Origin of the sequence: Dactylosporangium cerinum, assembly GCF_042653625.1 — a bacterium.
GTDB classification, from domain to species: Bacteria; Actinomycetota; Actinomycetes; order Mycobacteriales; family Micromonosporaceae; genus Dactylosporangium; species Dactylosporangium cerinum.
Genome location: NZ_JBHSIU010000053.1, coordinates 112,305 through 137,068, shown reverse-complemented (window position 1 = coordinate 137,068; position 24,764 = coordinate 112,305). Strand labels below are relative to the sequence as shown.

Below are 24,764 nucleotides of genomic sequence, written 5' to 3'. Positions count from 1 at the left end.
TCCCCGCAGTACGGGCAGTACAAGGGAGCCATTCGTTCGCTCATCGCAGTTCGTCCTCCGGGGCCCGCAGCACCCAGTGCGCGAAGGACTCGCCGGACTCGCGGCCGGCCAGGTAGTGGTTGGTGACCCGCTCGACGTAGGCGGGCAGGTCGGCGGCGGTGGTCTTCAGGCCGCGCAGCTTCCGGCCGAAGCCGGCGTTCTGCCCGGCCGCCATGCCGAGGCCGCCGCCGAGGTGGATCTGGAAGCCCTCGACCATGTCGCCGCTGACGTCGTCGCGCACGAGCATGCCCTTGAGGCCGATGTCGGCGACCTGGGTGCGGGCGCAGGCGTTGGGGCAGCCGTTGAGGTGGATGGAGATGTCGGCGTCGAGCTCGGCGACCTTCTTCTCCAGGTGCTCGACGAGCTCGGCGGCGCGGGCCTTGGTCTCCACGATCGCCAGCTTGCAGAACTCGATGCCGGTGCAGGCCATCGTGCTGCGCCGCCAGCTGGACGGGCGGGCCTCAAGGCCGACGTCGCGCAGGCCCCGGACGACGGCCTCGGTGTCGGCCTCGGCGATGTCGAGCACGATGAGCTTCTGGTACGGGGTGAGCCGCACCCGGTCGCTGCCGTGCCGTTCGGCCAGGTCGGCCACCGCCGTCAGCTGGGTGCCGGAGCTGCGGCCCGCGAGGGGCGCCGCGCCGACGAAGTACTTGCCGTCCCACTGCTTGTGCACGCCGATGTGGTCGATCGGCTTCTCCGGCAGGTCCGGCGACGGGCCGTCGATGAGGGCGCGCTTGAGGTACTCGGTCTCCAGGACCTCGCGGAACTTCGCCACACCCCAGTCGGCGACGAGGAACTTCAGCCGGGCGCGGGTGCGCAGCCGGCGGTACCCGTAGTCGCGGAAGATCTGGATGACGCCGTGCCACACGTCGACGACCTCGTGCAGCGGCACCCACACGCCGAGGCGCTGGGCGAGCATCGGGTTGGTCGACAGGCCGCCGCCGACCCAGAGGTCGAAGCCGGGGCCGTGATCGGGGTGGATGACGCCGACGAAGGAAATGTCGTTCGCCTCGTACGGCGTGTCCGGCAGCCACGAGATCGACGACTTGAACTTGCGCGGCAGGTTGGACAGCGACGGGTCACCGATGAAGCGGGCGGTGATCTCGGTGATCGCCTCGGTCGGGTCGAGCACCTCGCTCTCCGCGACGCCGGCGATCGGGCTGCCCAGCACGACCCGCGGGGTGTCGCCGCAGGCCTCGGTGGTGGACAGGCCGACGGCCTCGAGCTCCTGCCAGATCTGCGGGACGTCCTCGACCCGGATCCAGTGCAGCTGGATGTTCTGCCGGTCGGTGATGTCCGCGGTGTCCCGGCCGAACCGGGTGGAGATCGACGCGATGGTGCGCAGCTGTGCCAGGTTCAGCTGGCCGCCGTCGCTGCGGATGCGCAGCATGAAGTACTTGTCGTCGAGCTCCTCGGGTTCGAGGATCGCGGTGCGGCCGCCGTCGATGCCGGGCTTGCGCTGCGTGTACAGGCCGAACCAGCGGAACCGGCCGCGCAGGTCGGCGGGGTCGATCGAGTCGAAACCGCGGTGCGCGTAGATCGTCTCGATGCGGGCCCGGACGTTGAGCGGGTTGTCGTCCTTCTTGCTGCGCTCGTTGGGGTTGAGCGGCTCGCGGTGGCCGAGCGCCCATTGCCCCTCGCCGCGAGGGCGCCCGCCGGCACCGGCCCGTCCACCGCGGGACGCGGGACGGGGAGCTGGTGCGGCGTTGCCTGCCGGGACGGTGTTCACCGTCATATCGGCGTCCTCTCAGGGTTGAGAGCACGCGAGCCTGCGCCGGCCTATCGCGGAAGATGCGCGATGGATGACGTCAATGTCATGGAGAATCCGGCGCGAGTCGCGCGCCCGGGAAAAGAAAATTCTGCGGGCGGCGTTTCAGCAAGCCGGACACATGGCGCTGCGCACGCGACCGTAGTCGACGTGTCGGCGGCTGACGAGCCGCAGAGAAGCAGCGTGCATAGGGTGCAGTCTTCCACGTCGACCGGTCCTTACGCCACGTCGGCGTGAGGGTTGTCTCAGACCTACGTCACCCAGACGTAACAAAAATAAGACTCAGCCGATAGGAAATGCGGGCGGGAATCACCTGCTACGAAGCCACGCGCCGGCGAGGGTCCCACAGTTCGGTAGGTTTCAGCGTTTTGCCAGTGGGACGACCATCACGGCCTCCGTGCCGCCCTCGGCCCGGGTGCGCAGCTCGATCGTGCCGCGCAGCTCCCCCGTGGCGAGGGTCCGCACGATCTGCAGCCCGAGGCGCTCGCTGCTGTCCAGGTCGAACCCCTCCGGCAGGCCCCGGCCGTTGTCGGCGACGGTGACGTGCAGCTGCTTGCGGAATCGGTGGACGGAGACGACGACCTCCGGGGCGCCCGCGCGGGGCGGCTCGAACGCGTGCTCGACGGCGTTCTGCAGCAGCTCGTTGAGGACCATGACCAGTGGGGTGGCGATCTCCGCGGGCAGCACCCCGAAGTCGCCGTCGCGGCGCAGCGCCACGGTGAAGTCGGAGGCGCCGACCTCGACGGCCGCGGCGGCGACCCGGTCGACGATGCCGTCGAACTCGACCGCCTCGTCCGCGGTGTCCGACGCCGACATCGACAGCGTCTCGTGGACCAGCGCGATCGAGGCGACCCGGCGGACCGACTCCTCCAGGGCGTGCCGGGCGGCCGGGACGCCGACCCGCCGGGCCTGCAGCCGCAGCAGCGCGGCGACGGTCTGCAGGTTGTTCTTGACCCGGTGGTGGATCTCGCGGATCGTCGCGTCCTTCGTCATGAGCTGCCGGTCCCGGCGGCGGACCTCGGTGATGTCGCGGACCAGGACCAGGGCGCCGATCGGCACCCCCGCCGGCATGAGTGGCAGCGCCCGCATGAGCACGGTGGCGCCGCGGGCCTCCAGCTCCTTGCGGGCCGGCGCGTCGCCGCGCAGCGCGGCGTGGACCCGGTCGGTGGCGTCCTTGCCCTCGAGGGGGTCGTCGACGAGCCGGCCGGTGATCTCGGCGAGGCTCTCCCCCACCAGGTGGGCGGCGAGTCCCAGCCGGCGGTACGCGGACTGGGCGTTCGGGCTGGCGTAGGTGACCTTGCCGGACGCGTCGAGCCGGACCAGGCCGTCGCCGATGCGGGGGGCGCTGGTGGTCTCCCCGGGGTGCCGCGGCGGCGGGAACGTGCCGTCGGCGATCATCTGCGCCAGGTCGTCGGCGGTGGTCAGGTAGTTGAGCTCCAGCTGCGCCGGGGTCCGGGCGGTGCTGAGGTTCGTGTCGCGGCCGACGACGGCGATGACCTGGGTCTCACCCCGGCGGCGGACCGGGATCGCCTCGTGGCGGGCGGGCATGTCGCCGTACCAGACGGGATCCCCCTCCCGCCAGATCCGCCCCTGCGACCGGACGATGGTCAGGTGCGCGACCTCGGGCCCGCCGGAGATCCGCCCGACCTGGTCGTCCTGGTAGGCCGTGGGCGCGGTGGTCGGCCGCACCTGCGCGACGCACAGGAACTCGCCGCGGTCCGCGATCGGCACCCACATGAGCAGGTCGGCGAAGGACAGGTCGGACACGATCTGCCAGTCGCCGGCGAGGCGGTGCAGGTGCTCGATGTCCTCAGGGGCGAGGGAGGTGTGCTCTTCGACGAGGTCACGCAGGGTCGACACAGGTACCAGACTAAGGTGAGCCGGTGCGCCGCCTGTTGCTTGCCCTTCCCCTCGTCCTGTCCCTCGGTGGCTGCGGGTGGGTGGGCCGGGCCGACGAGACCAGCAAGCCCGACGGCTTCCTGCTGCACGGCTATGTGAGCGTGGCCGGCGCCGCGGCGGGTGTCCCGGGCACGCCGTGCCTGGCGCCGGTGCAGGACATCGTTTCCGGGGCCACGGTGAAGGTGGCCGATCAGGACGGCAAGGTCGTGGCCGTGACGTCCCTTTCCGCCGGTGTACTGGCGGCAGGGCCGGACAGCTACCGCTGCAACTTCGCGTTCGAGCTGCTCAACCTGTCCGGGAGCCGGCCGGCGTATCAGATCCTGGTCGCCGACCGGCCGCCGGTGTCGTTCGAGACGCGGGCCATGCGCGAGGGCCGGCCCGCGGTCGTCGACGTGTCCCCTACAGCGTCGCCGTCACCTTCTTGAGGCCGCGCGGCGCGTCGGGGTTCTCGCCCCGGTGCAGGGCCAGGGACAGCGCGAGCCGCTGCAGCGGCAGGATGTCCAGCAGCGGCGCGTAGCGCTCGTCGACCGCCGGGGTCTCGACCCAGCCGGCGGCGCCGTCGACCGCGGACGGCCCGAAGACGACCACGTCGGCGCGGCGCTCACCGAGCCGGCCGACGACGTCGCGCATCGAGGTGCCGGCGGGCCCGCCGCCGACGACGGCCAGGACGGGAACATCCGGGTCGGCCATGGCGAGTGGGCCGTGCAGCAGGTCCGCGCCGGAGAACGCGAGGCCCGCCACGTAGGAGGTCTCCATGAGTTTGAGCGCGGTCTCGCGGGCGGTGGGGTACGCGTAGCCCCGGCCGGTGGTGACGATCCGGTCGGCGAAGCGGTAGCGGGCGGCGAGGTCGGCCGCGCTGTCGTCGGCGAGGACCCGCTCGGCGTGACCGGGCAGCTTGCGCAGCTCGGCGAGCTCCTCGGCGGGCAGCGTGCCGCCGCCCTTGACGCTCTCGACCAGCATGAGCAGCGCGAGCAGCTCCGCGGTGTAGGTCTTGGTGGCCGCGACGGCGATCTCGTGCCCGGCGACGACGTCGACGTGCAGCTCGGCGGCCTGCGCCAGCGGCGATTCGGCGTTGTTGGTGACGGCGAGGGTGTGCGCGCCCTGCTCGCCGGCGACCCGCAGGACCTCGCGCAGGTCGGGTGAGCCGCCGCTCTGGCTGACCCCGACGACGAGCGTGTCCCGCAGGTCGGGGCGGGCGCCGTAGAGCGTCATCGCCGACGGCGACGCGAGGCCGACGGGGATGCCGAGTCGGATCTCGGTGAGGTACGCCGCGTACAGCGCGGCGTGGTCGGACGTGCCACGCGCCGTGAAGATCACGTTGCGCGGCTGCCACGACACGATCTGTGCGGCGACGGCGGCGATCTTCTCGGCCTGCTCGTCGACGAGTCTCGCGAACACCGCCGGCTGCTCGGCGATGTCCGCCCGCATTCCGGCACCGGGCTGCTCCGTCACGGCTCTCTCCCTAAGGTCGTCTGGTGCGCGTTACTGCTCAAAGTTTCGCAGCTTCGCGCACCAGGTGCCAACTTTCTAGGGATATTCGCGCATTGGGTGCGCGAAACTACCCTTCTTGCGCAACGAGCGTGCGTTCCTCGCGCGTTTCGTCGTTCCCCCGCAGCGCCACGTCCCGGATGAACACCGCGAGCAGCGGCACGAACACCGTCGCCGCGATCGCCCACAGGAACACGCTGGACGTCGCGCCGGCGATCGCGTCGATGACCGCCGAGCGCACCGGCGCGGGCAGCTGGCCGAGCGTCGCCGGGCCGATCGTGGTGCCGCCGCCACCACCACCGCCGGACAGCTGCGCCGCCGCCTGCGGGCCGACCTTCTCCGTGAGCAGGTCGTGGAGCCGGTGGTTGAAGATCGCGCCGAACGCCGCGACACCGAACGCACCGCCGATCGAGCGGGCGAACGTCGAGGTGCTGCTCGCCACGCCGAGGTCCTTGAGCTCGACGCTGTTCTGCGCGATGAGCATCGAGGTCTGCATCAGGAAGCCCATGCCCAGACCGAGGACGGCCATGTAGATGCCGGACGTCAGCTTCGAGGTGTCCGAGTCCAGCCGGGACAGCAGCACCATCGCGAGAATCATGACGAACCCGCCGATCACCGGGTAGATCCGGTACTTGCCGGTCTTGGTGATCATCCGGCCTGCGAGCATCGACGTCACCAGCAGGCCGCCCATCATCGGCAGCAGGAGCAGGCCTGAGTTGGTCGCCGACGCGCCCTGCACGATCTGCTGGTACAGCGGCAGGAAGGTGATCGCGCCGAACATCGCGAAGCCGACCAGGAAGCCGACGCCCGCGACCAGGCTGAAGTTGCGGTTGCGGAAGATGCCCAGCGGCACGATCGGCTCCGGGTGGCGCCGCTCGACGACGATGAACGCGGTCAGCGTGACCACTGCGAGCGCGGCCAGGCCGAGGATCTGCGCGGAGCCCCAGGCGTACTGGTTGCCGCCCCACGTGGTGATCAGCACCAGCGCGGTCACGCCGACCGAGAGCAGCGCGGCGCCGACCCAGTCGATGCGGTGCTCGGTGCGCTTCTTCGGCAGGTCCAGCTTCAGCGCGAGCAGCGTGAGGGCCGCGCCGCCGAGCGGCAGGTTGACGAAGAACGCCCAGCGCCAGTCGGCGTGGTCGGTGATGAACCCGCCGACGAGCGGGCCGCCGACCATCGCGACCGCCATGACGGCGGCGAACTGGCCCTGGTACTTGCCGCGTTCGCGGGGCGGGACGAGGTCGCCCATGACGGCCATCGCGCCGACCATCAGGCCACCGGCGCCGAGGCCCTGGAAGGCCCGGAAGCCGATCAGCTGCGGCATGTCCTGCGCGAAGCCGCACAGCACCGAACCGAGCAGGAACAGCACGATCGAGGTCATGAAGACCGTCTTGCGCCCGTACAGATCGCCGAGCTTGCCCCAGATCGGGGTGGAGATGGTGGTGCCGAGGACGTACGCGGTGACGACCCAGGAGAGGTGGTCGACACCGCCGAGGTCACCGACGATGCGGGGCATCGCGGTGCCGACGATGACGTTGTCGAGCATCGCCAGGAGCATCGCCATCAGGAGCCCCGGCAGGACGACGCGGATGTTCTTGTCAGGCATCGTGCCCCACCTTACTTGTCGGCCGGCTAGTTAACTTACTAGCCGTACGGTAAGTTGGTTACTAGCCGCTCGTCAAGTTGGTTCAGTAGGATGGTCGCGATGGAGCAGAACCAGGCAGCAGCGCCCCGAGTGGTGCGCGGCCGCAACCGGATCCGGACCTCCGAGTCCGATGCCGACGACGTGCGCGCGCACATCCAGCGGGTCGCCCTGGAGCTGTTCATCGAGGAGGGCTACGACAAGACCTCGCTGCGGGAGATCGCGGAGAAGCTCGGCGTCACCAAGGCCGCGCTGTATTACCACTTCCCGACCAAGGACGACATCGTCAACAGCCTCATCGAGCACCGCATCGCCGCCGTCGACGCGCTGATGGAGTGGGCCGAGGCGCAGCCGCGCACCGAGCAGACCCGCATCGAGTTCGTGCAGCGCTACTTCGTCCTGCACGACGTGGCGAGGCACGAGCATGTGATCCGGTTCTTCGAGCGCAACCAGACGCTCATCAACACGCTGCCGGCCGGAAAGCTCATGAAGGGGCAGATGGAGCGGGTCTTCAAGTTCCTGATGGACCCCGAGGAGTCCACCGTCCAGCAGATGCGCCGCGCGATGGCGATCTTCACGATCCACGCGGGCCATTTCCTGTTCCGCGACCGCGACGACCTCTCCGCGCAGGACCGCCGCGACGCGACCCTGGTCGTCGCCGAGGACCTGATGCGCCTGGCCGCCGAGCAGCCGTAGCGCGCTGCCGGTCAGGTCGTGGTGGTCGGCAGCTTCAGGCGCAGGCCGAGCAGGTTGACGCCGGGCACCGGGACCCAGTCCAGCGCGGGCTCGCGCACGAAGCCGAAGGTGTCGTACAGCGCGAACGCCGCGGCGTTGCGGTCCCGGGTGGAGATGACGAGGGACCCGCAGCCGAGGACGGTCGCCCGCTCGACGCAGGCGCGGACCAGCGCCCGCGCGACGCCGCGCCGCTGCGCGGCCGGATCGACGGCGAGCATGCGGAACTCGGCCTCGCCCAGCTTGGACAGCTCCGCATACCGGGTGCCGGGCAGCACGAACGCCACCGAGCCCAGCAGCGGGCCACCACCGCCGTCGACCGCGACCAGCACCTCGCTGTGGGCCGCGCGGGTCGCCACGTCGGCGAGCAGCTCGCCGTAGCCGTGGTCCTCCTCGAGCTGGCCGTCGGCGCGATACGCCTCGACGGTCAGCCGGGCCACCTCGTCGAAGTCGCCGGGCTCCGCACGCCGGACCGTCACCGCCGTCGGCGTCACCCGATCACGGCGATCAGATCGCCCTCCTGCACCACGTCGCCCTCATTGACGGCAATCTGACTGACCGTGCCCTCGGACTCGGCGATGACGGGGATCTCCATCTTCATCGACTCGAGGATCACCAGGGTGTCACCCTCGTTGACCTCGGCACCGACCTCGGTGGTGATCTTCCAGACGTTGGCCACCATCTCGGCACGGATCTCGTCGGACATCCCGGTCTCCTTTGACGTCGGAAGCTGATCCGCAGCATATCCGTGCGAAACCCGGTCGCGCTCGGCGCTGCGACGAACGCATCATGACGGCGTGGAATCGACCGTCACGGTGACCCCGGCGACCCTGCCCGGCGTGCTCCTGCACGTCGCGGTGGTCCGTCCCGTCTTCGTGTGGGGCCAGCCCGGCATCGGCAAGAGCTCCCTGGTCAAGGAGTTCGCGGCGGCCCTCGGCCTGGAGTGCGTCACCCTGATCGGCACCCAGCTGGCCCCCGAGGACCTCATCGGCGTGCCCGAGCTGCGCGACGGGCGCAGCCGCTTCGCCCCACCGGAGTCGATCGCCCGCGACCGGCCCTACTGCCTGTTCCTCGACGAGCTCAACTCCGCCTCACCCGAGGTGCAGAAGGCGTTCTACTCGCTCATCCTCGACCGTCGCATCGGCGCCTACGAACTGCCCGCCGGCTCGATCGTGATCGGCGCCGGCAACCGGGCCTCCGACAACGCGCTCGCCCGCCCGATGGCCTCCGCCCTGCTCAACCGGCTCATCCACGTCCACCTGCGGGCCAGCGCCGACGACTGGCTGCTGTGGGCGATGGGCGCCGGCCTGCACCCGCTCGTCACCGAGTACCTCACTGCCCGCCCCGACCACCTGTGGTCGAAGCCGCCGAAGACCGAGGAACCGTTCTCCACGCCGCGGTCGTGGCACATGCTGTCCGACGCGCTGCTGTCCTTCGGCGACGGCCTCGACGAGGACGTCCTGCGGGTCCTCACCACCGGCACGCTGACGCCGTCGCACGCCTCGGCGTTCTGCGCCTACGTCAAGACCGTCCGGCACCGCTACGGCCTCGACGCCATCGTCCGCGGCGACGCGCCCTGGCCCCGCGACCCGACCGACCGCGACCTGCTGTACTTCTTCGCCGAGGCGTTCCGGGCCAGGCTGGTCAAGGACCTGCCGGCCGGCCGCGAGCACGCCTCGCCGTCGGTGCGCCGCTTCGCGGTCCGGGCGAAGGGCCTGCTCGTCGAGCTCGCCGAGATCTCCCTCGAATGCGCGCAGCTGGTCATCGCCGCCGACGAGAACGGCATGCCGGCGCTGCCGGCCTGGTTCCTGGTCGAGGTGACCCGCGACCTGCCGCGGCTCGTCGCCGCCCGGGCCTGAGCGATGGCCCGCGCCGCTGCGAAGAAGGTCGACCCACGGTTCGAGCGCGCCCAGCACGCCTGGGCCGCGGTCGCGGGCAACCCGATGTTCCGGTCCCTCGCCTACGACCCCACCGGCGTCGACCCGCGCGAGCTGCACATGCGGTGGGCGGAGGACACGCCGCTGATCCGCGCCCTCGGCCACGCCCGGGTCCACGCCGACGGCGGCGTGGTCGCCAACAAGCACTCGCCGCTCGAACCGGACGAGTGGATCTGGGTGTTCGCGCACTGCGCCCTGCACCTCGGCTTCGGCCACCTCGACGACCCCGAGACCCGGGTCGACACCGAGCTGGCGGTCGCGCGGTGCGTCGTCGTCGCCCGCTTCCAGGCGGAACTGCGGCTCGGGCGCTCACCCGTACACCTGCCGCAGGAACTGCCGACAGCGCCGGAGGAACGCCTCGCCGAACGGTGGCGGGTCTCCGGGATCCCGGACGGTCTGGCCGGCTGCTGCGCCGGAGGCACCGGCGCCGACACCGACCTCACCTTCGACGCGCCCGTCCGGCCCCGCTGGCAGCCGCCGGGCACCACGGCCACGCCGATGACCTGGCCCGACCGGTTCGCCCTGGGGCTCGGGCAGGCGGCGGCCGCCGCCGTCGACGAGGCCGGAACGCCACGGCTGATCGAGCGCGCCGGCCGCAAGCCCGACAAGGCGTGGGAGTCGGCGCGCGGGTGGTTCGTGTCGTCGTACCCGCTGCTGGCCGGCCTCGCCGCCGGGTTCACCATCGTCAGCGACGCCACCGTGGCCCGCGACCTGGCGATCAGCGTCGCCGCCGTCGACCCGTCCGCGGCCGAGATCTACGTGAACCCGTTCGCCCCGCTCACCCCGTCCGAGCGGCGCTTCGTCATCGCGCACGAGATGCTGCACGCCGCCCTGCGCCACGGCGACCGCGTCGCGCACCGCGACCCGTACCTGTGGAACGTCGCCACCGACTACGTCATCAACGGCTGGCTCGTCGAGATGGCCGTCGGCGACCTGCCCGAGGGTGTCCTGTACGACCCCCAGTTCAAGGACGCCGGCGCCGAGGAGGTGTACGACCGCATCGCTACCGACCTGCGCCGGCTCCGGCGGCTCGGCACCCTGCGCGGTCGCGGCCTCGGCGACATCCTCTGCGACGCCAACCACCCGCACCGCGGCGGTTCGCTGGACGAGTACTACCGCCGTGCCCTCGCCACCGGCCTGGCCTTCCATGAGTCGAACGACCGCGGCTGGCTGCCCGCCGGCCTGGTCCAGGAGATCCGGGCCCTGGACCACCCGCCGCTGCCGTGGGACGCCCAGCTCGCCCGCTGGTTCGAGGAGCACGTGCGCGGCCCCGCACCCCGGCGGTCCTACGCGCGCCCGTCCCGCCGGCAGAGTTCCACCCCGAACATCCCCCGGCCCGGGTGGCTCTGGCCGGAGGAGGAGGTCGAGCGGGCCACGTTCGGCGTCGTGCTGGACACCTCCGGCTCGATGGACCGCACCCTGCTCGGCAAGGCCCTGGGCGCGATCGCCTCCTACGCCACCGCCCGCGACGTCCCGGCCGCCCGGGTCGTGTTCTGCGACGCGGCCGCGTACGACGCCGGCTACCTCCCGGTCGCCGACATCGCCGGCCGGGTCCGCGTCAAGGGCCGCGGCGGCACGATCCTCCAGCCCGGCATCCGCCTGCTGGAACGCGCCCCCGACTTCCCCACCGACGCCCCGATCCTGGTCATCACCGACGGCTACTGCGACCACGTCCGGGTCCGCCGCGAGCACGCGTTCCTGGTCCCGGACGCCGCCCGCCTCCCGTTCACCCCCCGCGGCCCCGTCTTCCGCCTCCGCTGACGCGCTGCTCAGCCGGCGACGCCTCCCACCACGGCTTTGATCAACGCCACCAACCGGCCCGGGCGGCCACGACACAACTTCGATCACGGCCGCCGTGTGTGAACGGGGGCACGCAAAGGTTTCGTGGTGCTGAGGAGCCTGTTGCGTTTTGGCGGAAAACCGTCTCATCGACGATCGCCGCGACCCTCGACGGCCGCCGATCGGCCGCGACCGGCCCGCACAGCCATGTTTTTCTCTCAGCACGGAACGCGATCCGGCCATTTCGCAACAGGCTCTGGGAGCGCCCGACGCAGCGTCCGCGATGTCCGCCCCGGGTCGCCGGCGTGGAATCACGCGCACCCACGTCCGCGCCTGGGCGGCCAGCCGCAACGTCCGCTCGTGATCGAAGCCGCTCAAGCGACACGGGACGACTTCAATCACGAGCGACGGACGCCGACAGCTACCGGCGTGACGACGGCGGGTGACCACCGAGGATGCCACGCGCAGCGTGCGAAGCTGCCGCGCGCCAGCGCTGGCAGTGCGAGCGCAGCGAGCATGGGGGGTACGGGGTGGGAACCCCCCGGGCTCCACCGCTTGCGGTGGGACTATTCGGTGCGAAGCTCGCGGGCCTCGGCGTTGACGACCAGTTCGGAGAGCTTCAGCCGGAGGCGGCTCTTGAGCTCGGCCGGGGCCAGCTCGGAGCCGCAGCACCGGGCGACCAGGGCCTTGACCTCCTGCTCGATGCCGAACTCGCGCAGGCACGGCGAGCACTCGTCGAGGTGGTCGCGGATGAGCGACCGGCGGTCGTCGGCGCATTCCAGGTCGAGATACAGGTATACCTCGGCGAGGACGTCGCCGCAGTCAGTCTCGTGCGGGTCTCCACAGCTCATCGATCTCAGACCTCGCTCGGCTCAGCGGACGGGGTGCGGGTGAATCCCCGGTCGGCAGCATAAGTCTCGAGCGAGCGGCGGAGGTTGCGCCGGCCGCGGTGCAGGCGGGACATCACAGTGCCGATGGGCGTGTTCATGATGTCGGCGATCTCCTTGTAGGAGAAGCCCTCGACGTCGGCGAGATAGACCGCGAGCCGGAATTCCTCCGGCAGCGACTGCAGCGCCTCCTTGACGTCGGAGTCGGGCAGCCGGTCGAGCGCCTCGGTCTCGGCGGAGCGCAGCCCGCTGGACGTGTGCGACTCGGCTTCGGCGAGCTGCCAGTCGGTGATCTCCTCGGTCGGCGCCTGGACGGGCTGGCGCTGGCGGCGACGGTAGGAGTTGATGTAGGTGTTGGTCAGGATGCGGTAGAGCCAGGCCTTGAGGTTCGTGCCCGTCTCGAACTGGTGGAACGCCGCATACGCCTTGAGGAACGTCTCCTGGACGAGGTCCTCCGCGTCGGCCGGGTTGCGCGTCATGCGCAGGGCCGCCGCATACAGCTGATCGATGAAGGGCAACGCGTCGTGCTCGAACCGGTTGCGCTGCTGCACCGCGCTCTCGCTGCTGACCACTCGTGCGACTCCAACCCTCGACCGTCCTGCCGAGGATACGCCGAGTTGCTGTGCGACTTCTGAGTTTGTGGCGCCCGTCAACCGCTCGCGGACGATCGGCTGCCAGGACGGATCGGGCTCCGCGTCCGTCGCCGCCGGCCACGCCGGGCTGAACAGCAGCTCGCGGATGCGTCGATCCTCGCGCTCAAGGATGGCCACGAGAAAACTTCCCTCCACCGGCGACGCCTCGGCAGCGTCGCACGGTCCGTGTAACGCCCGCGACCCGCCGGCCATTCCTACCCGCCTGCCCCGGCGGCCGGCCTTTTGGATCGGGACCGGTCGGCCGCCGGGAACAGGAAGGGCCTGGGAGGTTGCGGAACGACATCGGTCCGCGGTGTGGAGAGTGTGTCCGATTTGCACCGGTCACACGCTGTTCAACGACTGACCGCGGTGGTGGTGACGAACGCCACGGCGAGCTGTGCGAGCAGGTGTGGCGCCTTCGACAGGGCGTGGGTCTCGCCGGGAAGGACCTCGACGTGGACCGTCGGCAGGGGTTCCGGCACGCCGAAGGCGTCCCGGTCGCCGTTGAGCACCAGGGTCGGCACGCCGGTGCGCAGTTCATCCGCCCGGGTGACCTCCGGCCGGCCGGGCGGGTGCAGCGGAAAGGCGAGCGCCAGGATCCGGTCGGCGCCGGCCTCGACCGCGGTGCGGCAGGCGACCCTGGCGCCGCTGGACCGGCCGCCGACGACGAGCGAGTCGATGGCCACCTTGCGGCGCAACTCGGCCACGACGGCGAGCCAGGCGGCGTCGAGCTGCCTGGCCGGCGCCGGTGGGCGGCGGGCACCGGCGACCCGGTAGGGCTGGGTCACCATCGCCACCCCGGCGCCGGCGTCGAGCACGGCGGCACGCACCGCGACCAGGTCCACGGCGTCGACGTCTCCGCCGGCGCCGTGGCCCAGGACGAGCAGTGTCCCCGTGTATCCCGCGGGCACGTCGAGGGAGTAGCGCGCCACCCCGGACGGGGTGTCGAGCTCCTGCCCCCGCAGCGACCGCCGGGCCCTCGAACGGCTGGGCCGACCCGAGAGCCGGCCGGTCAGCTGGCCGCTCCCACCGGATCTCTCTTGTCGGTGCGGCCCACGCGCTGGATCGGCAGCAGCGGCAGGCACACCGCTGGGCCCATCCGATGCTCCGGGGTCGGGCCGGTCAGGCCCGGATTGGGCACGTCGCTGCGCCATGCGACGAGCATCGCACGCCGCTCACGCGGCGTGGTGGCTCCCCACACCCCGTGGCAGTCGCCGACCTCCAGCGCCCAGGCCAGACAAGCGCCCTGGACGTCACAGGTGCGGCACAGCGCGACGGCAGCGTCGGCGGGCTCGCTCGGGGCCGGAAAGAACGTCTCCGGATCAACGGTTTGGCACGCGCCGCGTGTCCGCCAGGCATCATCGCCCTGTTGTTCGCGAACCGCGCGCAACAGACGCGGATCACGCTTGGCGGCAGCGACCTCATGCGGGCGTGGCATCCTCGCCCGGGTCATACACCCACCTCCCCCGTGGGTCAAACGAACACTAGGCAGGAAAACGTCGGGATGCCCCCATCCGACATTGACCTACCGGCGCTGTGTTCTATCGCACAAACACCTGCAAATACAAGAGTTTTCACGCTGATCGACAAATTCTGCCGGGGAGGAAGTGGACGTACAGTCTAAAAGAGGGTCAGATCGATCGGCTCCACGTCGCCTGGCCGCAAGGCGGGCGCGGGCACCCGGTCGAGCAAATCACGGCCGTCGTTGCGTACGTCACCCACCCGCGCGCCGACCGGTCGCAGCTCCAGCCGCGCGACGTGCTCGGACGGCGTCGGAGCCAGGAGCCGCTCATCGACGGGGGCCTCCAGCCACTCCTCCCACCGCGACGACGGCAGGACCAGCGGCATGCGGTCGTGAATGAGCGCCAGATCGTCGACGGCGGGCGTGGTGATGATGCTGCACGTGAGCACCCGACCCTCGCCTTTACCCCACACCGTCCAGATTCCGGCGAACACGCACGGCTCGTCGTCACCGAGTGTCATGAAATACGCCTGCTTCGCCTTGCCCTCACCGCGGACCCACTCGAACCAGCCGTCGGCGGGGACCAGACAGCGCCGCTTCGCAAACGACTGGGCGAACGCCTTGGAGTCCGCGACCGTCTCGGACCGGGCGTTGATCATCCGGGCGCCGCCCTTCAGATCGGGCGCCCAGGACGGCACCAGGCCCCAGCGCGCCGAGCTGAGCACCCGGCCGCCGGCGGACTGGGAGACGCGCACCACGGGCACCTGGTCCGTCGGCGCGACGTTGTAGTCCGGCTCGAGCCCGTCCGTCTCGTCGGCGGCCTCGAACAGCGCGCTCAGGTCAACGTTGCTGCGGGATGTCGCATACCGACCACACATGCCCATTACGGTACCGAGCCCGGCCGTGACCCCGCGAACGCTGCATCGTCAGCGGTCGCTACCCAGCGAAACGACCCGCACACTGAACGCGTGCCGAACCTGACCGCCCCCGCGTCCCTCCCCTGGACCGCACCGACCGCGTCGGGGCCGGTCACGGCCACCGTGCGGCTCCCGGGCTCCAAGTCGATGACGGCCCGGGCCCTGGTCCTCGGCGCCCTGTCCCTCGGCGCCAGCACCCTGCGCGCGCCGCTGCGGGCGCGCGACACCGAGCTCATGGCCGCCGGCCTGCGTGCCATGGGCTGCCACGTGTCCACCGCCGACGACAACCTGTGGCTGTTGCGGCCCCGCCCCCTCGGCGGGCCGGCCCGGGTCGACGTCGGCGCCGCCGGCTCGGTGCTGCGCTTCCTGCCGCCGGTGGCCGGCCTGGCGGACGGCGCGGTCACGTTCGACGGCGACGAGCGCAGCCGCAGCCGGCCGATGGCGCCGCTGATCGGCGCGCTGCGCAGCCTCGGCGCCCGGGTCGACTACGGCGCCCGCCTGCCGCTGACGGTGCACGGCATCGGCCGCGTCGCCGGGGGCGCGGTGACCATCGACGCGTCGGCCTCCAGCCAGCTCGTGTCGGGGCTGCTGCTCTCCGCGCCCGAGTTCGACCGGGGCGTCGCCGTGCGGCACTCCGGGCCGCCCGTCCCCCGCGCGCCCCACCTGCGGATGACCGTCCAGATGCTGCGGGCCGCCGGCGCCGGCATCGACGACAGCCGGCCGGACGTCTGGGTCGTCGAGCCGGGCCGGCTCAACGGCCGCGCCTGGGACATCGAACCCGACCTGCTGGGCGCCGCGCCGTTCCTGGCCGTGGCCCTGATCACCGGTGGCACGGTGACCGTGGCCGGCTGGCCGCCGCGCTCCAGCGTCCAGCCCGGCGGGCGCCTGCTGGACCTGATGCGGCAGATGGGCGGCGCGCCCACGCTCACCCGGCAGGGTCTGGTCATGCGCGGCACCGGCACCGTCCACGGCATCACCGCGGACCTGACCGACGTCGCGGAGCTGGCCCCGGTGCTCGCCGCGCTCGCCGCCGTCGCGGACTCCCCGTCCTACCTGCACGGCATGGCCCACCTGGGCGCGCACGAGACCGACCGGATCGCCGCGCTGGTCACGGGCCTGACCCGGCTCGGCACCGACGTCACCAAGGACCACGACGGCCTGCGGATCCGGCCCCGGCCGCTGCGCGGCACGACGTTCGCCACCCACGGCGACCACCGCCTCGCGCACGCCGCCGCGGTCGTCGGCCTCGCCGTCGACGGGATCCGCCTCGACGACGTGACATGCACCGCGAAGACACTGCCGGAGTTTCCCCGGCTATGGTCAACGATGGTGGACGGCACTGGAGCGTTTGGGGGGCAGGACTGACGCGCAAGCGCGAGTACGACGAGGATGACGTCCGGGTCCGCCCGAGCCGGTCCTCGCGACCTCGCACGCGCACCCGCCCGAAGCACAGCGACGCGGTGGAGGGGTTCGTCGTCGCTGTCGACCGCGGCCGCTACACCTGCCACGTCGCCGACACCGACGCCGTGGTCACCGCCATGCGGGCCCGCGAGCTCGGCCGGCGCGGGGTCGTCGTCGGCGACAACGTCCAGATCGTCGGGGACGTCACCGGCCGCCCCGACACCCTCGCCCGCATCGTGCGCATCGACGAGCGCAGGTCGGTCCTGATGCGCACCGCGGACGACGAGGAGGGCACGACCGAGGGCCGCTTCGAGCGCGTCGTCGTCGCCAACGCCGAGCAGCTCGTCATCGTCAACTCACTGCACGACCCGCCGCCGCGGACCGGATTCATCGACCGGTGCCTGGTCGCCGCGTACGACGCCGAGATCGAGCCGCTGCTGTGCCTCACCAAGGGTGACCTCGCCGGCCCCGCCGCCGTGCTGGACTACTACTCCGAGCTCGACCTGCCGTATGTCCTGTGCCGCCCCGACGCGCCCCTCGACGACCTGGTCGCGGCGCTGAGCGGCCGGGTCTCGGTGATGATCGGGCACTCCGGCGTCGGCAAGTCCACACTCGTCAACCGCCTCGTCCCGGGCACCGACCGCGCGGTCGGCGTGGTCAGCGCCGTCGGCAAGGGCCGGCACACGTCCACCAGCGCCGTGGCCCTGCGCCTGCCGTCCAGGGAACCCGGCTGGATCATCGACACACCCGGCATCCGGTCGTTCGGCCTGGCGCACGTGTCGGCGGACAGCCTGCTGCACGGGTTCCCCGACCTGGTCGAGGCGTCGACGCGGTGCGCGCCCAACTGCGACCACACCGGCGCCGGCGGCGACTGCGGCCTGGACAAGCTGGTCGCCGAGGGCGGCGCGGACCCGCGGCGACTCGCCTCGTTCCGCCGCCTCCTGGCTTCCAAGGAGGGCGCCCCCGACCCGCAGGACACCGGCGCCGACGCCGACGCCGACTTCTCGTGATCCGGAAGGTGTCGTGCCTCCTGAGTGCGCGAGGTTCACGGAGTCAGGGTCAGACAGTCACCGGGCCGCCGGTGCGCCAGTAGGTGCCGTCGGCGCGCGAGAGCAGGTCGCTGTCGACCAGGTAGCGGCGCAGCGCCGCGGAGTCGTCGAACCAGGCCCGCAGCACCGCGTTGACCTCACGCTCCGGGTAGCGCACCCCCGGCTCGAACGAGGCGGCGATGTGCTCCAGGACCACGATGCGCTTGCCGTGTGCGGCGGGCATGTGGGTCAGCCGGCCGTCGACCACGAACGTGCGCAGGATCTGGTCGCGCTGGCGGTCCGGGTCCATCGGCTCGACCTGGGCCGGGGCCGCGGCGTGGGCGCGCACCGAGTCCTTGAAGACCTCGACGTCGGCGCGCAGGCCCCCGTCCGCGACACCGAGCAGGCCACCCTGCTGGAGACGGCCGACGGCGGCGGCGACGGTGCGGGCCGGCAGCCCGGTCGCGGACTCGATCGCGGCGAGACCGGACGCGCCCAGCACCACGGCGGCATAGACGCGGAGCCGGTCCTCTTCGGCGAGCAGGCCGCAGAGCGCGGCAGGCGACGTCGAGGTGTGCGCCGCGCGCGGCGCATTGGGGGTCCGGGGTGAGAATCCCCCGGCGGGACCCGCCGCGGAGCGGTGGGGCGGCTGGTGACTGCTCACAAACGGCGACAGTACTGCCAGAAGATGGCGATCGTCGGCTAAGTTTCCGCGCATGGCGCGCTACGCGGACGACCTGGCCCTCGCTCACCTGCTTGCCGACACCGCGGATGCGATCGCCGTTCCCCGGTTCCGGGCCCAGGATCTGCACGTGTCGACGAAGCCGGATCTGACGCCGGTGACGGAGGCGGACACGGCGGTGGAGAAGGCGTTGCGGGCCACGTTGCAGCGGGCCAGGCCGCGCGACGGGGTGCTGGGCGAGGAGTACGGGGCGACCGAGGCCGCCGCCGGACCCGGGACCCGGCAGTGGGTGATCGACCCGATCGACGGCACGAAGAACTACGTCCGCGGGGTGCCGATCTGGGCAACCCTCATCGCCCTGATGGAGGGCGCCCAGCCGGTGGTCGGTCTGGTGTCGGCGCCGGCGCTGGGCCGGCGGTGGTGGGCCGCGCTCGGTCACGGTGCGTATGCGGGGCGGCACACGGCAGCGGCCACGCCGATCCGGGTGAGCAACGTGGACCGGCTCGCGGACGCCAGTTTCTGCTACTCGGACCTGAGCGGCTGGGAGGAGGCCGGGCGGCTCAACGCGGTCCTCGACCTGACCCGCCGCACCTGGCGACAGCGGGGCTACGGCGACTTCTACGGGTACATGCTGCTCGCCGAGGGTGCCGTGGACATCATGGTGGAGCCGGAGCTGTCGCTGTGGGATCTGGCCGCGCTGGTGCCGATCGTCACGGAGGCCGGCGGCACGTTCACGGACCTGCAGGGCCAGCCCGGGCCCGGCGGTGGAAGCGCGATCGCTACGAACGGTCACCTCCACGAGGACGTTCTCACCCGTTTGGGCAACCCCCGATTGTCCGGTTTGTCAGGCTAAACCGAATAGTCCGCATGCCACTCCCCCGAACCGGGTCTATCCTCTCCGGGTGGCATCTTGGAGTTGGTTCTTCCTCGGCGCGATGATCGCTGCCTACGGGGTGGCCAACCTGCTGCAGTCCGTCGCCGCCGCACGCACCGATCTGCACCACGGGTTCCACCCGATGCTGCTGCTGCGGCTGGGGCGGCACAAGTCCTACCTGATCGGGGTCGCCTGCCAGTTCGGTGGCTTCGCCCTGGCCTTCTTCGCCCGCCGCGACCTGCCGCTGTTCCTGGTGCAGTCCGCGATGGCCGCCGGGCTCGGCGTCACCGCCCTGCTCGGCGTGCTGATCCTCAAGTGGAGGCTGCCCAGGACCGAGCTCGCGTTGCTGGTGCTGCTCGCCTTCGGCATCGCCGCGCTGGTCCTCGCCGCGAAACCGGCGCCGTCCCGGCAGATCGGCACCGCCGGCGTCGTGGGGCTCGTGGCGGCGCTCGGTGCCCTGGCGGTCGTGGGGTTCTTCGCGGTGCGGCTGCACGGCGCGCCCGGCTCCGTGGCGCTCGGCGCGTTGTCGGGCGTGGCGTTCGGCGCGGCGGCGGTCGCGTCGCGGCCCCTCGCCTCCGCCGACAACCTCGGCCAGTTCTTCACCGACCCGCTGTCCTACCTGCTGATCGCCCATTCGCTGGTCGGCCAGCTGCTGCTGGGCCTGGCGATGCAGCGCGGCTCGACCACCGCCGCGGTGGCCGCCATGGACGCGGCCGGCGCGGTGCCCGCCGCCCTGGTCGGCCTGCTGTTCCTCGGCGACGGGGTGTGGCCCGGCAAGGAGTGGCTGGTGGCGGCCGGCTTCGTGGTCACCCTCGGCAGCGTCATCGGGCTCAGCTTCTACGCCGAGCCGCAGCACCACCACCCGATCAGCCGCGAGGCCAAGACGCTGGTGCTCAGTGGTTCGCATGGAAGTGTCAGGCGACCTGCTGGTCGGTCAGTTGTGCGGCATACACCGCCGGTTCGTCGATGACGCCGACGAAGTAGTCGTTCGCCGGGCGGTTCGACCAGCCGGCCAGGCTGATCCCGCCCACCCTCCAGTAGCCGGTGGTGTTCTCCGCGGTGGTGACGGCGGCGTTGGCCGCGACGAGCACCCCGTCGGCGTAGAGCTTGACTCCGGCGGCGCCGACGCACGCGGCCGCGTGGTGCCAGGCGCCGTCGGTGTAGGTCGTCCCGGCCGGTGAGCGCACCGTGACGTAGCGCCCAGGTACACGGCGAAGGACAGCCGGGAGCCGCTGTCGAGGTAGCGCATCCGGTCGCGGTTGCCGCTGTGGCCGGTCGCGCTGGTGCCGAAGCCCGTGATCGCGCCGCCGGCCCAGGTGCGGAACCAGCACTCCACCGTGAACGGGCCCGGTTGCTCACCGTCGCGTTGGCGGCGAGGTTCGTCACGCCGCGGAAGCCGGTCGCGGTGCTCGACGGCGTTGTAGTCGTTGGCCGAGGACACGAAGTCGGAGCAGTCCGCGGCGCTGCCGGTGCCCTCGTTGACCTGGAAGGTCAGGTAACCGGCCAGGCCGGTGCCGCCGAGGTCCGCGTTCTTCAGGTAGAGGCGCACGGACGCGGCGAGGCTGCCGGTGTACGTGATCTTCACGCACGCGGTGCCGTTGCTGCCCGGTTTCAGCCCCGATGCGGTGAACATCGCGGTCGCGGGGGCGTTGGCGCCGAACGAGACGGACCCGGCCGCCCAGTTGTCGACCCCGTCGGTCGTGGTCGCGGAGAAGGCCACGAAGGACGCCTGCCACACGAAGACCCCGGCGGCGGTGAGGCCGACCGGCACGCCGACCAGCGGCGTCAATCTGGACAGCATTCCCATGGCCATGACCCTCCGCTCGCACGGTTGCCGTTCCAGCCCGCGATCGGGTTCAGTGCGGTGATCGGCTGCCGATCAGGACTCTGACGTGTTCGAGCTGCTGAGGGTCGCCGTGCGCGGCGCCGCCGCCGCCACGCTGGCCTGCGCCGGCGCGATGCTGGCCGCCACCCTCCTGCCGGTCGCCTTCGGCTGGGACACCCAGGTCGTGCTGACCGGCTCGATGCGCCCCGGAATCGCCCCGGGCGACCTCGTGGGCTCCGCGCCGGTGCGGAGCCCACGAGGTGCGGCCCGGGCAGGTGGTCGTGGTCGAGGACCCGGCCCGGCCCGGCACCCTGCTGGTGCACCGGGTCGTGCGGCGCAATGCGGACGGCAGCCTCACCACCAAGGGCGACGCCAACGCGTCGGTGGATCAGGCCGCGGTGCCGGCGGCGAACGTGCGCGGCCTGGCCCGGCTGCTGCGGGTGCCGATGGCCGGCCTGCCGGCGCTGTGGCTGCGGCAGGGCCGCTGGGCGCCGGTCACGGCCGCATTCGTGGTGCTGATCGCGCTCGGCCACCTGGCCAGGGCACGGACCCGGCGCGGCCGGCACGCGAACGACCGCCGCCGGACCGATCAGTGTCGGCCGGTCGGGCGCACCGCCCGGCAACTCAGCCGACCCGACCCGCACCCCGGTATTCGTTCAGACCACCACCGCGCTACCGATCTGGTCAGACGCGGAGTTCTCTGACGGCGAGCAGGATGGAGGCGGACGGCTTGCTGACACGCACGCTCAGCACCTGGTTCGCGGCCTGGATGGCGCTGCTCACCGTGGCGTTCTATCTCTGGCCCGGCCAGCACATGCTCTGGTGGGGCGCGATCGGCCTGTCCAGCACGGCCGGGGTCCTCGTCGGGGTGGTCGTGCACCGCCCGCGGCGGCGGTGGCCATGGCTGCTGCTGGCGTCGGCGCTGTTCGCCTTCGGCGCCGGCGACTTCCTCTACAACCTGCTCACCGACGTGTTCGGGATGACCAACCCGTTCCCGTCGTTCTCCGACGTGCTGTATCTGGCGATGTACCCCCTCGTCGCCGGCGGCCTGCTCGGCTTCATCCGGTCCAGGACCGGCCGCAACGACCGCGACAGCCTGCTCGACGCGACGACGCTCACCATCGGCCTGGCGCTGCTGGCGTGGATCTTCCTGATCGACCCGTACGTGCGCAGCACCGAACTGACGCTCGTGCAGAAGCTGGTCTCCATCGCGTACCCCCTCGGCGACGTGCTCACCCTGGCGGTGTTCGCGCGGCTGATCACCGGCGGCACGCGCCGGAGCCCGTCCATCGTGATCCTGGGCCTCGGCACCGCGGGCCTGCTGGCCGCCGACGTCGTCTACGGCCTCATCCAGCTCAACGGCGACTGGCATGTCGGCGGCCCCACCGATCTCGGCTGGGTGCTCTGCTACGCGGCGTGGGCGGCGGCCGCGCTGCACCCGTCGATGGTGGAGCTCACCGAGCCGGCCCGGTCGCAGTCCAGCGACGTCGGGGTCCGCCGCATCGCGCTGCTCGGCGCGGCCTCGCTGATCGCGCCCGGCGTGCTGCTGGTCGAGGCGAGCCTCGGCACCGTCCGCGACGCGGCAGTCATCGCCGTCATGTCCGGCGTCATGTTCGTGCTGGTGCTCGCCCGCCTCGCCGGGGTGATGGGCAACCACCGCCAGTCGATGGCCCGCGAGCGGGAGCTGCGGGAGGCCACCACCACCCTGGTGTCGGCCGCCGACACCGCCGAGACCCTGGCCGCGGTGCGGCACGCGGTGGACCGGCTGCTGCCGGACGGGCTCGCGCACACGGTGGTGCTGGTGCGCGCCGAGCGCGTCGACGAGCCGGGGCTGGTCCGGGTGTCCGGGCTCGACCCGGAGGTCCGGGACCTGCTGCGCGGGTACAGCTCGGCGCTGCGTCACCCGCTCGGCATCGAACGCGACATGCTCTACGTCGGCGCCCCGACGGAGGCCCTGCAGTCGCTGCAGACGACGTTCGAGGTGCTCGCCTCGCAGGCGGCGATGGCCCTGGAGCGCATGACGCTGACCGCCGAGGTCAACCGGCGCAGCAGCGAGGCCTACTTCCGGACGCTGATCCACAACACCTCCGACGTGATCCTCATCGTCGACGAGCACGACCTCATCCAGTACGCGAGCCCCTCCGCGGGGGCCGTGTTCGGGGACGAGCGGCTGGCCGGCTTCGAGCTGTGGGAGTTCGTCGCCGCCGACGAGCGTCCCCGCCTCGCCGAGCTGCTCACTCAGGTTCGCGGCGGGCTGCACGCGCACAACCAGATCGACCTGCGCGCCGAGCGCGTCGACGGGGTCGGGCTGATGGTCGAGGTCGACTGCCGCGATCTGCGCGACGACCAGACGGTCGGCGGCCTGGTGCTCACCGTGCGGGACGTGACGGAGCGCCGGCAGCTGGAGGAACAGCTGATCCGCCAGGCGTTCCACGACGCGCTGACGGGCCTGGCCAACCGGGTGCTGTTCCAGGACCGGGTCGAGCAGTCGGTGGCCCGCGCCAAACGCGACCCGCACGGCCCGGGCCTGGTCGGGGTCCTGTTCATCGACCTCGACGACTTCAAGATCGTCAACGACACGCTCGGCCACGCGGTCGGCGACGCGCTGCTGATCGCGGTCGGCGAGCGGATCCGCGGGGCGCTGCGCGACACCGACACGGTCGCCCGGCTCGGCGGTGACGAGTTCGCCGCGCTGATCGAGGCCGGCTCGATGCCGGACCTGGAGCTCGCAGCGGAGCGGGTCCTGCTCGCGCTCGCCGAGCCGTTCGAGATCGCCGGCCAGGACGTCAACGGCATCTCCAGCGTCGGGCTGTCCACCACCGTGGACGCGAGCTCCGCCGAGGAGCTCATGCGCCAGGCCGACCTCGCGCTGTACGTGGCGAAGGGCGCCGGCAAGGGCCAGTGGCGGCGGTACCAGTCGGACCTGCACACGGCGGTGCTGGAGCGCCTGGAGCTGCGGGCCGCGCTCGACCAGGCGGTCAAGGAGCAGCAGTTCGTCCTGCAGTACCAGCCGATCGTGGACCTGGAGACCGGCTCGCCGCTGGGCTTCGAGGCGCTCGTGCGGTGGAACCATCCGACCCGGGGCATGATCGCGCCCGGCCACTTCATCGAGGTGGCCGAGGAGAGCGGCCTGATCGTGCCGATGGGGCGGATGGTGCTGCAACAGGCGCTGAACACGGTCGGGCGCTGGCAACGCTCCACGGCGCCGGGCGCGCTGCGGTACATCAGCGTCAATGTCTCGGTCCGGCAGTTCCGCACCCCCGGCTTCGTGGAGGAGGTCCGGCAGCTGCTGCGAGCGTCCGGCGTCGAGCCGGGCACGCTGCTGCTGGAGATCACCGAGAGCCTCCTGCTGCGCAACGACGAGCAGGTCAAGGCCGACTTCGACGCGCTCAGAGCGATGGGGGTACGGCTGGCGATCGACGACTTCGGCACCGGGTACTCGTCGCTGTCGTACCTGCAACACATGCCGATCGACGTGCTCAAGATCGACAAGTCGTTCATCGACGACATGCTGGAGTCCAAACAGCAGCGGGCGGTCGTCACCGCCATCGTCACCCTCGCCCAGACGCTCGACCTGGCGGTCGTCGCCGAGGGCGTCGAGCAGTCCGCGCAGGCGCTCGCCCTGCGCGACATGGGTTGCCCCTACGGCCAGGGCTACCTCTTCGCGCGACCGCTGTCCGAGCCGGATGCGTTCGCCCTGATCCCCAAAGCCGCGCCCTTCGCGGCAATGGCCTGAACCACCGACGTCAGCACCACCAACGGCCGGACCACC

24 protein-coding genes are annotated in these 24,764 nt (G+C 71.7%); 11 read left to right on the top strand and 13 right to left on the bottom strand.

Going from position 1 to position 24,764, the window contains the following annotated elements:
• Positions 1 to 40: 40 nt before the first annotated feature.
• Positions 41 to 1,774 carry a nitrite/sulfite reductase gene (locus ACFPIJ_RS37580; RefSeq protein WP_380122572.1) on the bottom strand — a complete coding sequence of 578 codons (1,734 nt, stop codon included), beginning with the start codon at positions 1,772 to 1,774 and terminating at the stop codon, positions 41 to 43.
• Between the two features lie 393 nt (positions 1,775 to 2,167).
• Positions 2,168 to 3,667: a sensor histidine kinase gene (locus ACFPIJ_RS37575; RefSeq protein WP_380122570.1), complete on the bottom strand. Its 1,500-nt coding sequence runs from the start codon at positions 3,665 to 3,667 to the stop codon at positions 2,168 to 2,170.
• A gap of 23 nt (positions 3,668 to 3,690) precedes the next feature.
• On the opposite strand from ACFPIJ_RS37575, the gene ACFPIJ_RS37570 reads away from it, so the two are divergent.
• Positions 3,691 to 4,131, top strand: a complete 441-nt coding sequence (locus tag ACFPIJ_RS37570; protein WP_380122568.1) for a hypothetical protein — start codon at positions 3,691 to 3,693, stop codon at positions 4,129 to 4,131.
• Here the strand turns inward: ACFPIJ_RS37570 and ACFPIJ_RS37565 are convergent.
• Both ACFPIJ_RS37565 and ACFPIJ_RS37560 read right to left on the bottom strand, forming a co-directional pair.
• Positions 4,106 to 5,134, bottom strand: a complete 1,029-nt coding sequence (locus tag ACFPIJ_RS37565; RefSeq protein ID WP_380122690.1) for an SIS domain-containing protein — start codon at positions 5,132 to 5,134, stop codon at positions 4,106 to 4,108. The two genes, ACFPIJ_RS37570 and ACFPIJ_RS37565, sit on opposite strands and share 26 nt — an antisense overlap.
• A 130-nt stretch (positions 5,135 to 5,264) precedes the next feature.
• Positions 5,265 to 6,800 (bottom strand): MDR family MFS transporter, encoded by a 1,536-nt coding sequence (locus ACFPIJ_RS37560; RefSeq protein ID WP_380122566.1) that lies wholly within the window; start codon positions 6,798 to 6,800, stop codon positions 5,265 to 5,267.
• A gap of 99 nt (positions 6,801 to 6,899) precedes the next feature.
• Between ACFPIJ_RS37560 and ACFPIJ_RS37555 the strand changes: the two genes are divergently transcribed.
• Entirely contained in the window at positions 6,900 to 7,532 is a 633-nt protein-coding gene (locus ACFPIJ_RS37555) for a TetR/AcrR family transcriptional regulator (RefSeq protein ID WP_380122564.1), read from the top strand.
• A gap of 11 nt (positions 7,533 to 7,543) precedes the next feature.
• Here ACFPIJ_RS37555 and ACFPIJ_RS37550 read toward each other — a convergent pair whose 3' ends face one another.
• A complete protein-coding gene (locus ACFPIJ_RS37550) occupies positions 7,544 to 8,062 on the bottom strand; it encodes a GNAT family N-acetyltransferase (RefSeq protein WP_380122562.1) in 519 nt (172 codons plus the stop codon).
• Complete coding sequence (locus tag ACFPIJ_RS37545; protein ID WP_380122560.1) at positions 8,059 to 8,274, bottom strand: biotin/lipoyl-binding carrier protein; 216 nt, start codon at positions 8,272 to 8,274, stop codon at positions 8,059 to 8,061. The genes ACFPIJ_RS37550 and ACFPIJ_RS37545 overlap by 4 nt, the downstream gene beginning before the upstream one ends.
• Before the next feature lie 109 nt (positions 8,275 to 8,383).
• Between ACFPIJ_RS37545 and ACFPIJ_RS37540 the strand changes: the two genes are divergently transcribed.
• Both ACFPIJ_RS37540 and ACFPIJ_RS37535 read left to right on the top strand, forming a co-directional pair.
• Positions 8,384 to 9,427, top strand: a complete 1,044-nt coding sequence (locus tag ACFPIJ_RS37540; protein WP_380122688.1) for an AAA family ATPase — start codon at positions 8,384 to 8,386, stop codon at positions 9,425 to 9,427.
• Positions 9,428 to 9,430: 3 nt separating this feature from the next.
• Positions 9,431 to 11,266: a vWA domain-containing protein gene (locus tag ACFPIJ_RS37535; RefSeq protein ID WP_380122558.1), complete on the top strand. Its 1,836-nt coding sequence runs from the start codon at positions 9,431 to 9,433 to the stop codon at positions 11,264 to 11,266.
• A gap of 584 nt (positions 11,267 to 11,850) precedes the next feature.
• Here the strand turns inward: ACFPIJ_RS37535 and rsrA are convergent.
• The 5 genes from rsrA to ACFPIJ_RS37510 all read right to left on the bottom strand — a co-directional run bounded on the left by rsrA (position 11,851) and on the right by ACFPIJ_RS37510 (position 15,143).
• Positions 11,851 to 12,135, bottom strand: a complete 285-nt coding sequence (gene rsrA / locus ACFPIJ_RS37530) for a mycothiol system anti-sigma-R factor (RefSeq protein WP_380122556.1) — start codon at positions 12,133 to 12,135, stop codon at positions 11,851 to 11,853.
• 5 nt (positions 12,136 to 12,140) lie between these two features.
• On the bottom strand, positions 12,141 to 12,941 hold the full coding sequence (locus ACFPIJ_RS37525) for a sigma-70 family RNA polymerase sigma factor (protein WP_373318802.1): 801 nt from the start codon (positions 12,939 to 12,941) through the stop codon (positions 12,141 to 12,143).
• A 215-nt stretch (positions 12,942 to 13,156) separates the two neighbouring features.
• The gene (locus ACFPIJ_RS37520) at positions 13,157 to 13,735 is read right to left on the bottom strand and encodes an alpha/beta hydrolase family protein (protein ID WP_380122554.1); all 579 of its coding nucleotides are present in this window, start codon (positions 13,733 to 13,735) and stop codon (positions 13,157 to 13,159) included.
• Between the two features lie 80 nt (positions 13,736 to 13,815).
• A complete protein-coding gene (locus ACFPIJ_RS37515; RefSeq protein ID WP_203847961.1) occupies positions 13,816 to 14,256 on the bottom strand; it encodes a WhiB family transcriptional regulator in 441 nt (146 codons plus the stop codon).
• Positions 14,257 to 14,423: 167 nt separating this feature from the next.
• Positions 14,424 to 15,143, bottom strand: coding sequence for an SOS response-associated peptidase (locus ACFPIJ_RS37510; RefSeq protein ID WP_380122552.1), 720 nt, complete (start codon positions 15,141 to 15,143; stop codon positions 14,424 to 14,426).
• 90 nt (positions 15,144 to 15,233) lie between these two features.
• Here ACFPIJ_RS37510 and aroA point away from each other — a divergent pair, with 90 nt between their 5' ends.
• Together aroA and rsgA are read left to right on the top strand one after the other, a co-directional pair.
• On the top strand, positions 15,234 to 16,547 hold the full coding sequence (gene aroA / locus ACFPIJ_RS37505; protein ID WP_380122550.1) for a 3-phosphoshikimate 1-carboxyvinyltransferase: 1,314 nt from the start codon (positions 15,234 to 15,236) through the stop codon (positions 16,545 to 16,547).
• Positions 16,499 to 17,593, top strand: a complete 1,095-nt coding sequence (gene rsgA / locus ACFPIJ_RS37500; protein ID WP_380122548.1) for a ribosome small subunit-dependent GTPase A — start codon at positions 16,499 to 16,501, stop codon at positions 17,591 to 17,593. The genes aroA and rsgA overlap by 49 nt, the downstream gene beginning before the upstream one ends.
• A gap of 49 nt (positions 17,594 to 17,642) precedes the next feature.
• Here the strand turns inward: rsgA and ACFPIJ_RS37495 are convergent, their stop codons facing one another.
• Positions 17,643 to 18,275, bottom strand: coding sequence for a DUF2087 domain-containing protein (locus tag ACFPIJ_RS37495; protein WP_380122546.1), 633 nt, complete (start codon positions 18,273 to 18,275; stop codon positions 17,643 to 17,645).
• Between the two features lie 52 nt (positions 18,276 to 18,327).
• Between ACFPIJ_RS37495 and hisN the strand changes: the two genes are divergently transcribed.
• Positions 18,328 to 19,146 (top strand): histidinol-phosphatase, encoded by an 819-nt coding sequence (gene hisN / locus ACFPIJ_RS37490; RefSeq protein ID WP_380122544.1) that lies wholly within the window; start codon positions 18,328 to 18,330, stop codon positions 19,144 to 19,146.
• 82 nt (positions 19,147 to 19,228) lie between these two features.
• Entirely contained in the window at positions 19,229 to 20,137 is a 909-nt protein-coding gene (locus ACFPIJ_RS37485; protein ID WP_380122686.1) for a hypothetical protein, read from the top strand.
• Here ACFPIJ_RS37485 and ACFPIJ_RS37480 read toward each other — a convergent pair.
• Positions 20,082 to 20,354 (bottom strand): LamG-like jellyroll fold domain-containing protein, encoded by a 273-nt coding sequence (locus tag ACFPIJ_RS37480; RefSeq protein WP_380122542.1) that lies wholly within the window; start codon positions 20,352 to 20,354, stop codon positions 20,082 to 20,084. The genes ACFPIJ_RS37485 and ACFPIJ_RS37480 overlap by 56 nt on opposite strands.
• 381 nt (positions 20,355 to 20,735) lie before the next feature.
• Between ACFPIJ_RS37480 and ACFPIJ_RS37475 the strand changes: the two genes are divergently transcribed.
• The 3 genes from ACFPIJ_RS37475 (at position 20,736) to ACFPIJ_RS37465 (ending at position 24,728) form a co-directional block, all read left to right on the top strand.
• Positions 20,736 to 21,035: a hypothetical protein gene (locus ACFPIJ_RS37475; RefSeq protein WP_380122540.1), complete on the top strand. Its 300-nt coding sequence runs from the start codon at positions 20,736 to 20,738 to the stop codon at positions 21,033 to 21,035.
• A gap of 217 nt (positions 21,036 to 21,252) precedes the next feature.
• Positions 21,253 to 21,696, top strand: a complete 444-nt coding sequence (locus tag ACFPIJ_RS37470; protein WP_380122538.1) for a S24/S26 family peptidase — start codon at positions 21,253 to 21,255, stop codon at positions 21,694 to 21,696.
• Between the two features lie 26 nt (positions 21,697 to 21,722).
• A complete protein-coding gene (locus ACFPIJ_RS37465) occupies positions 21,723 to 24,728 on the top strand; it encodes a putative bifunctional diguanylate cyclase/phosphodiesterase (RefSeq protein ID WP_380122536.1) in 3,006 nt (1,001 codons plus the stop codon).
• The last annotated feature ends 36 nt before the right edge of the window (positions 24,729 to 24,764 follow it).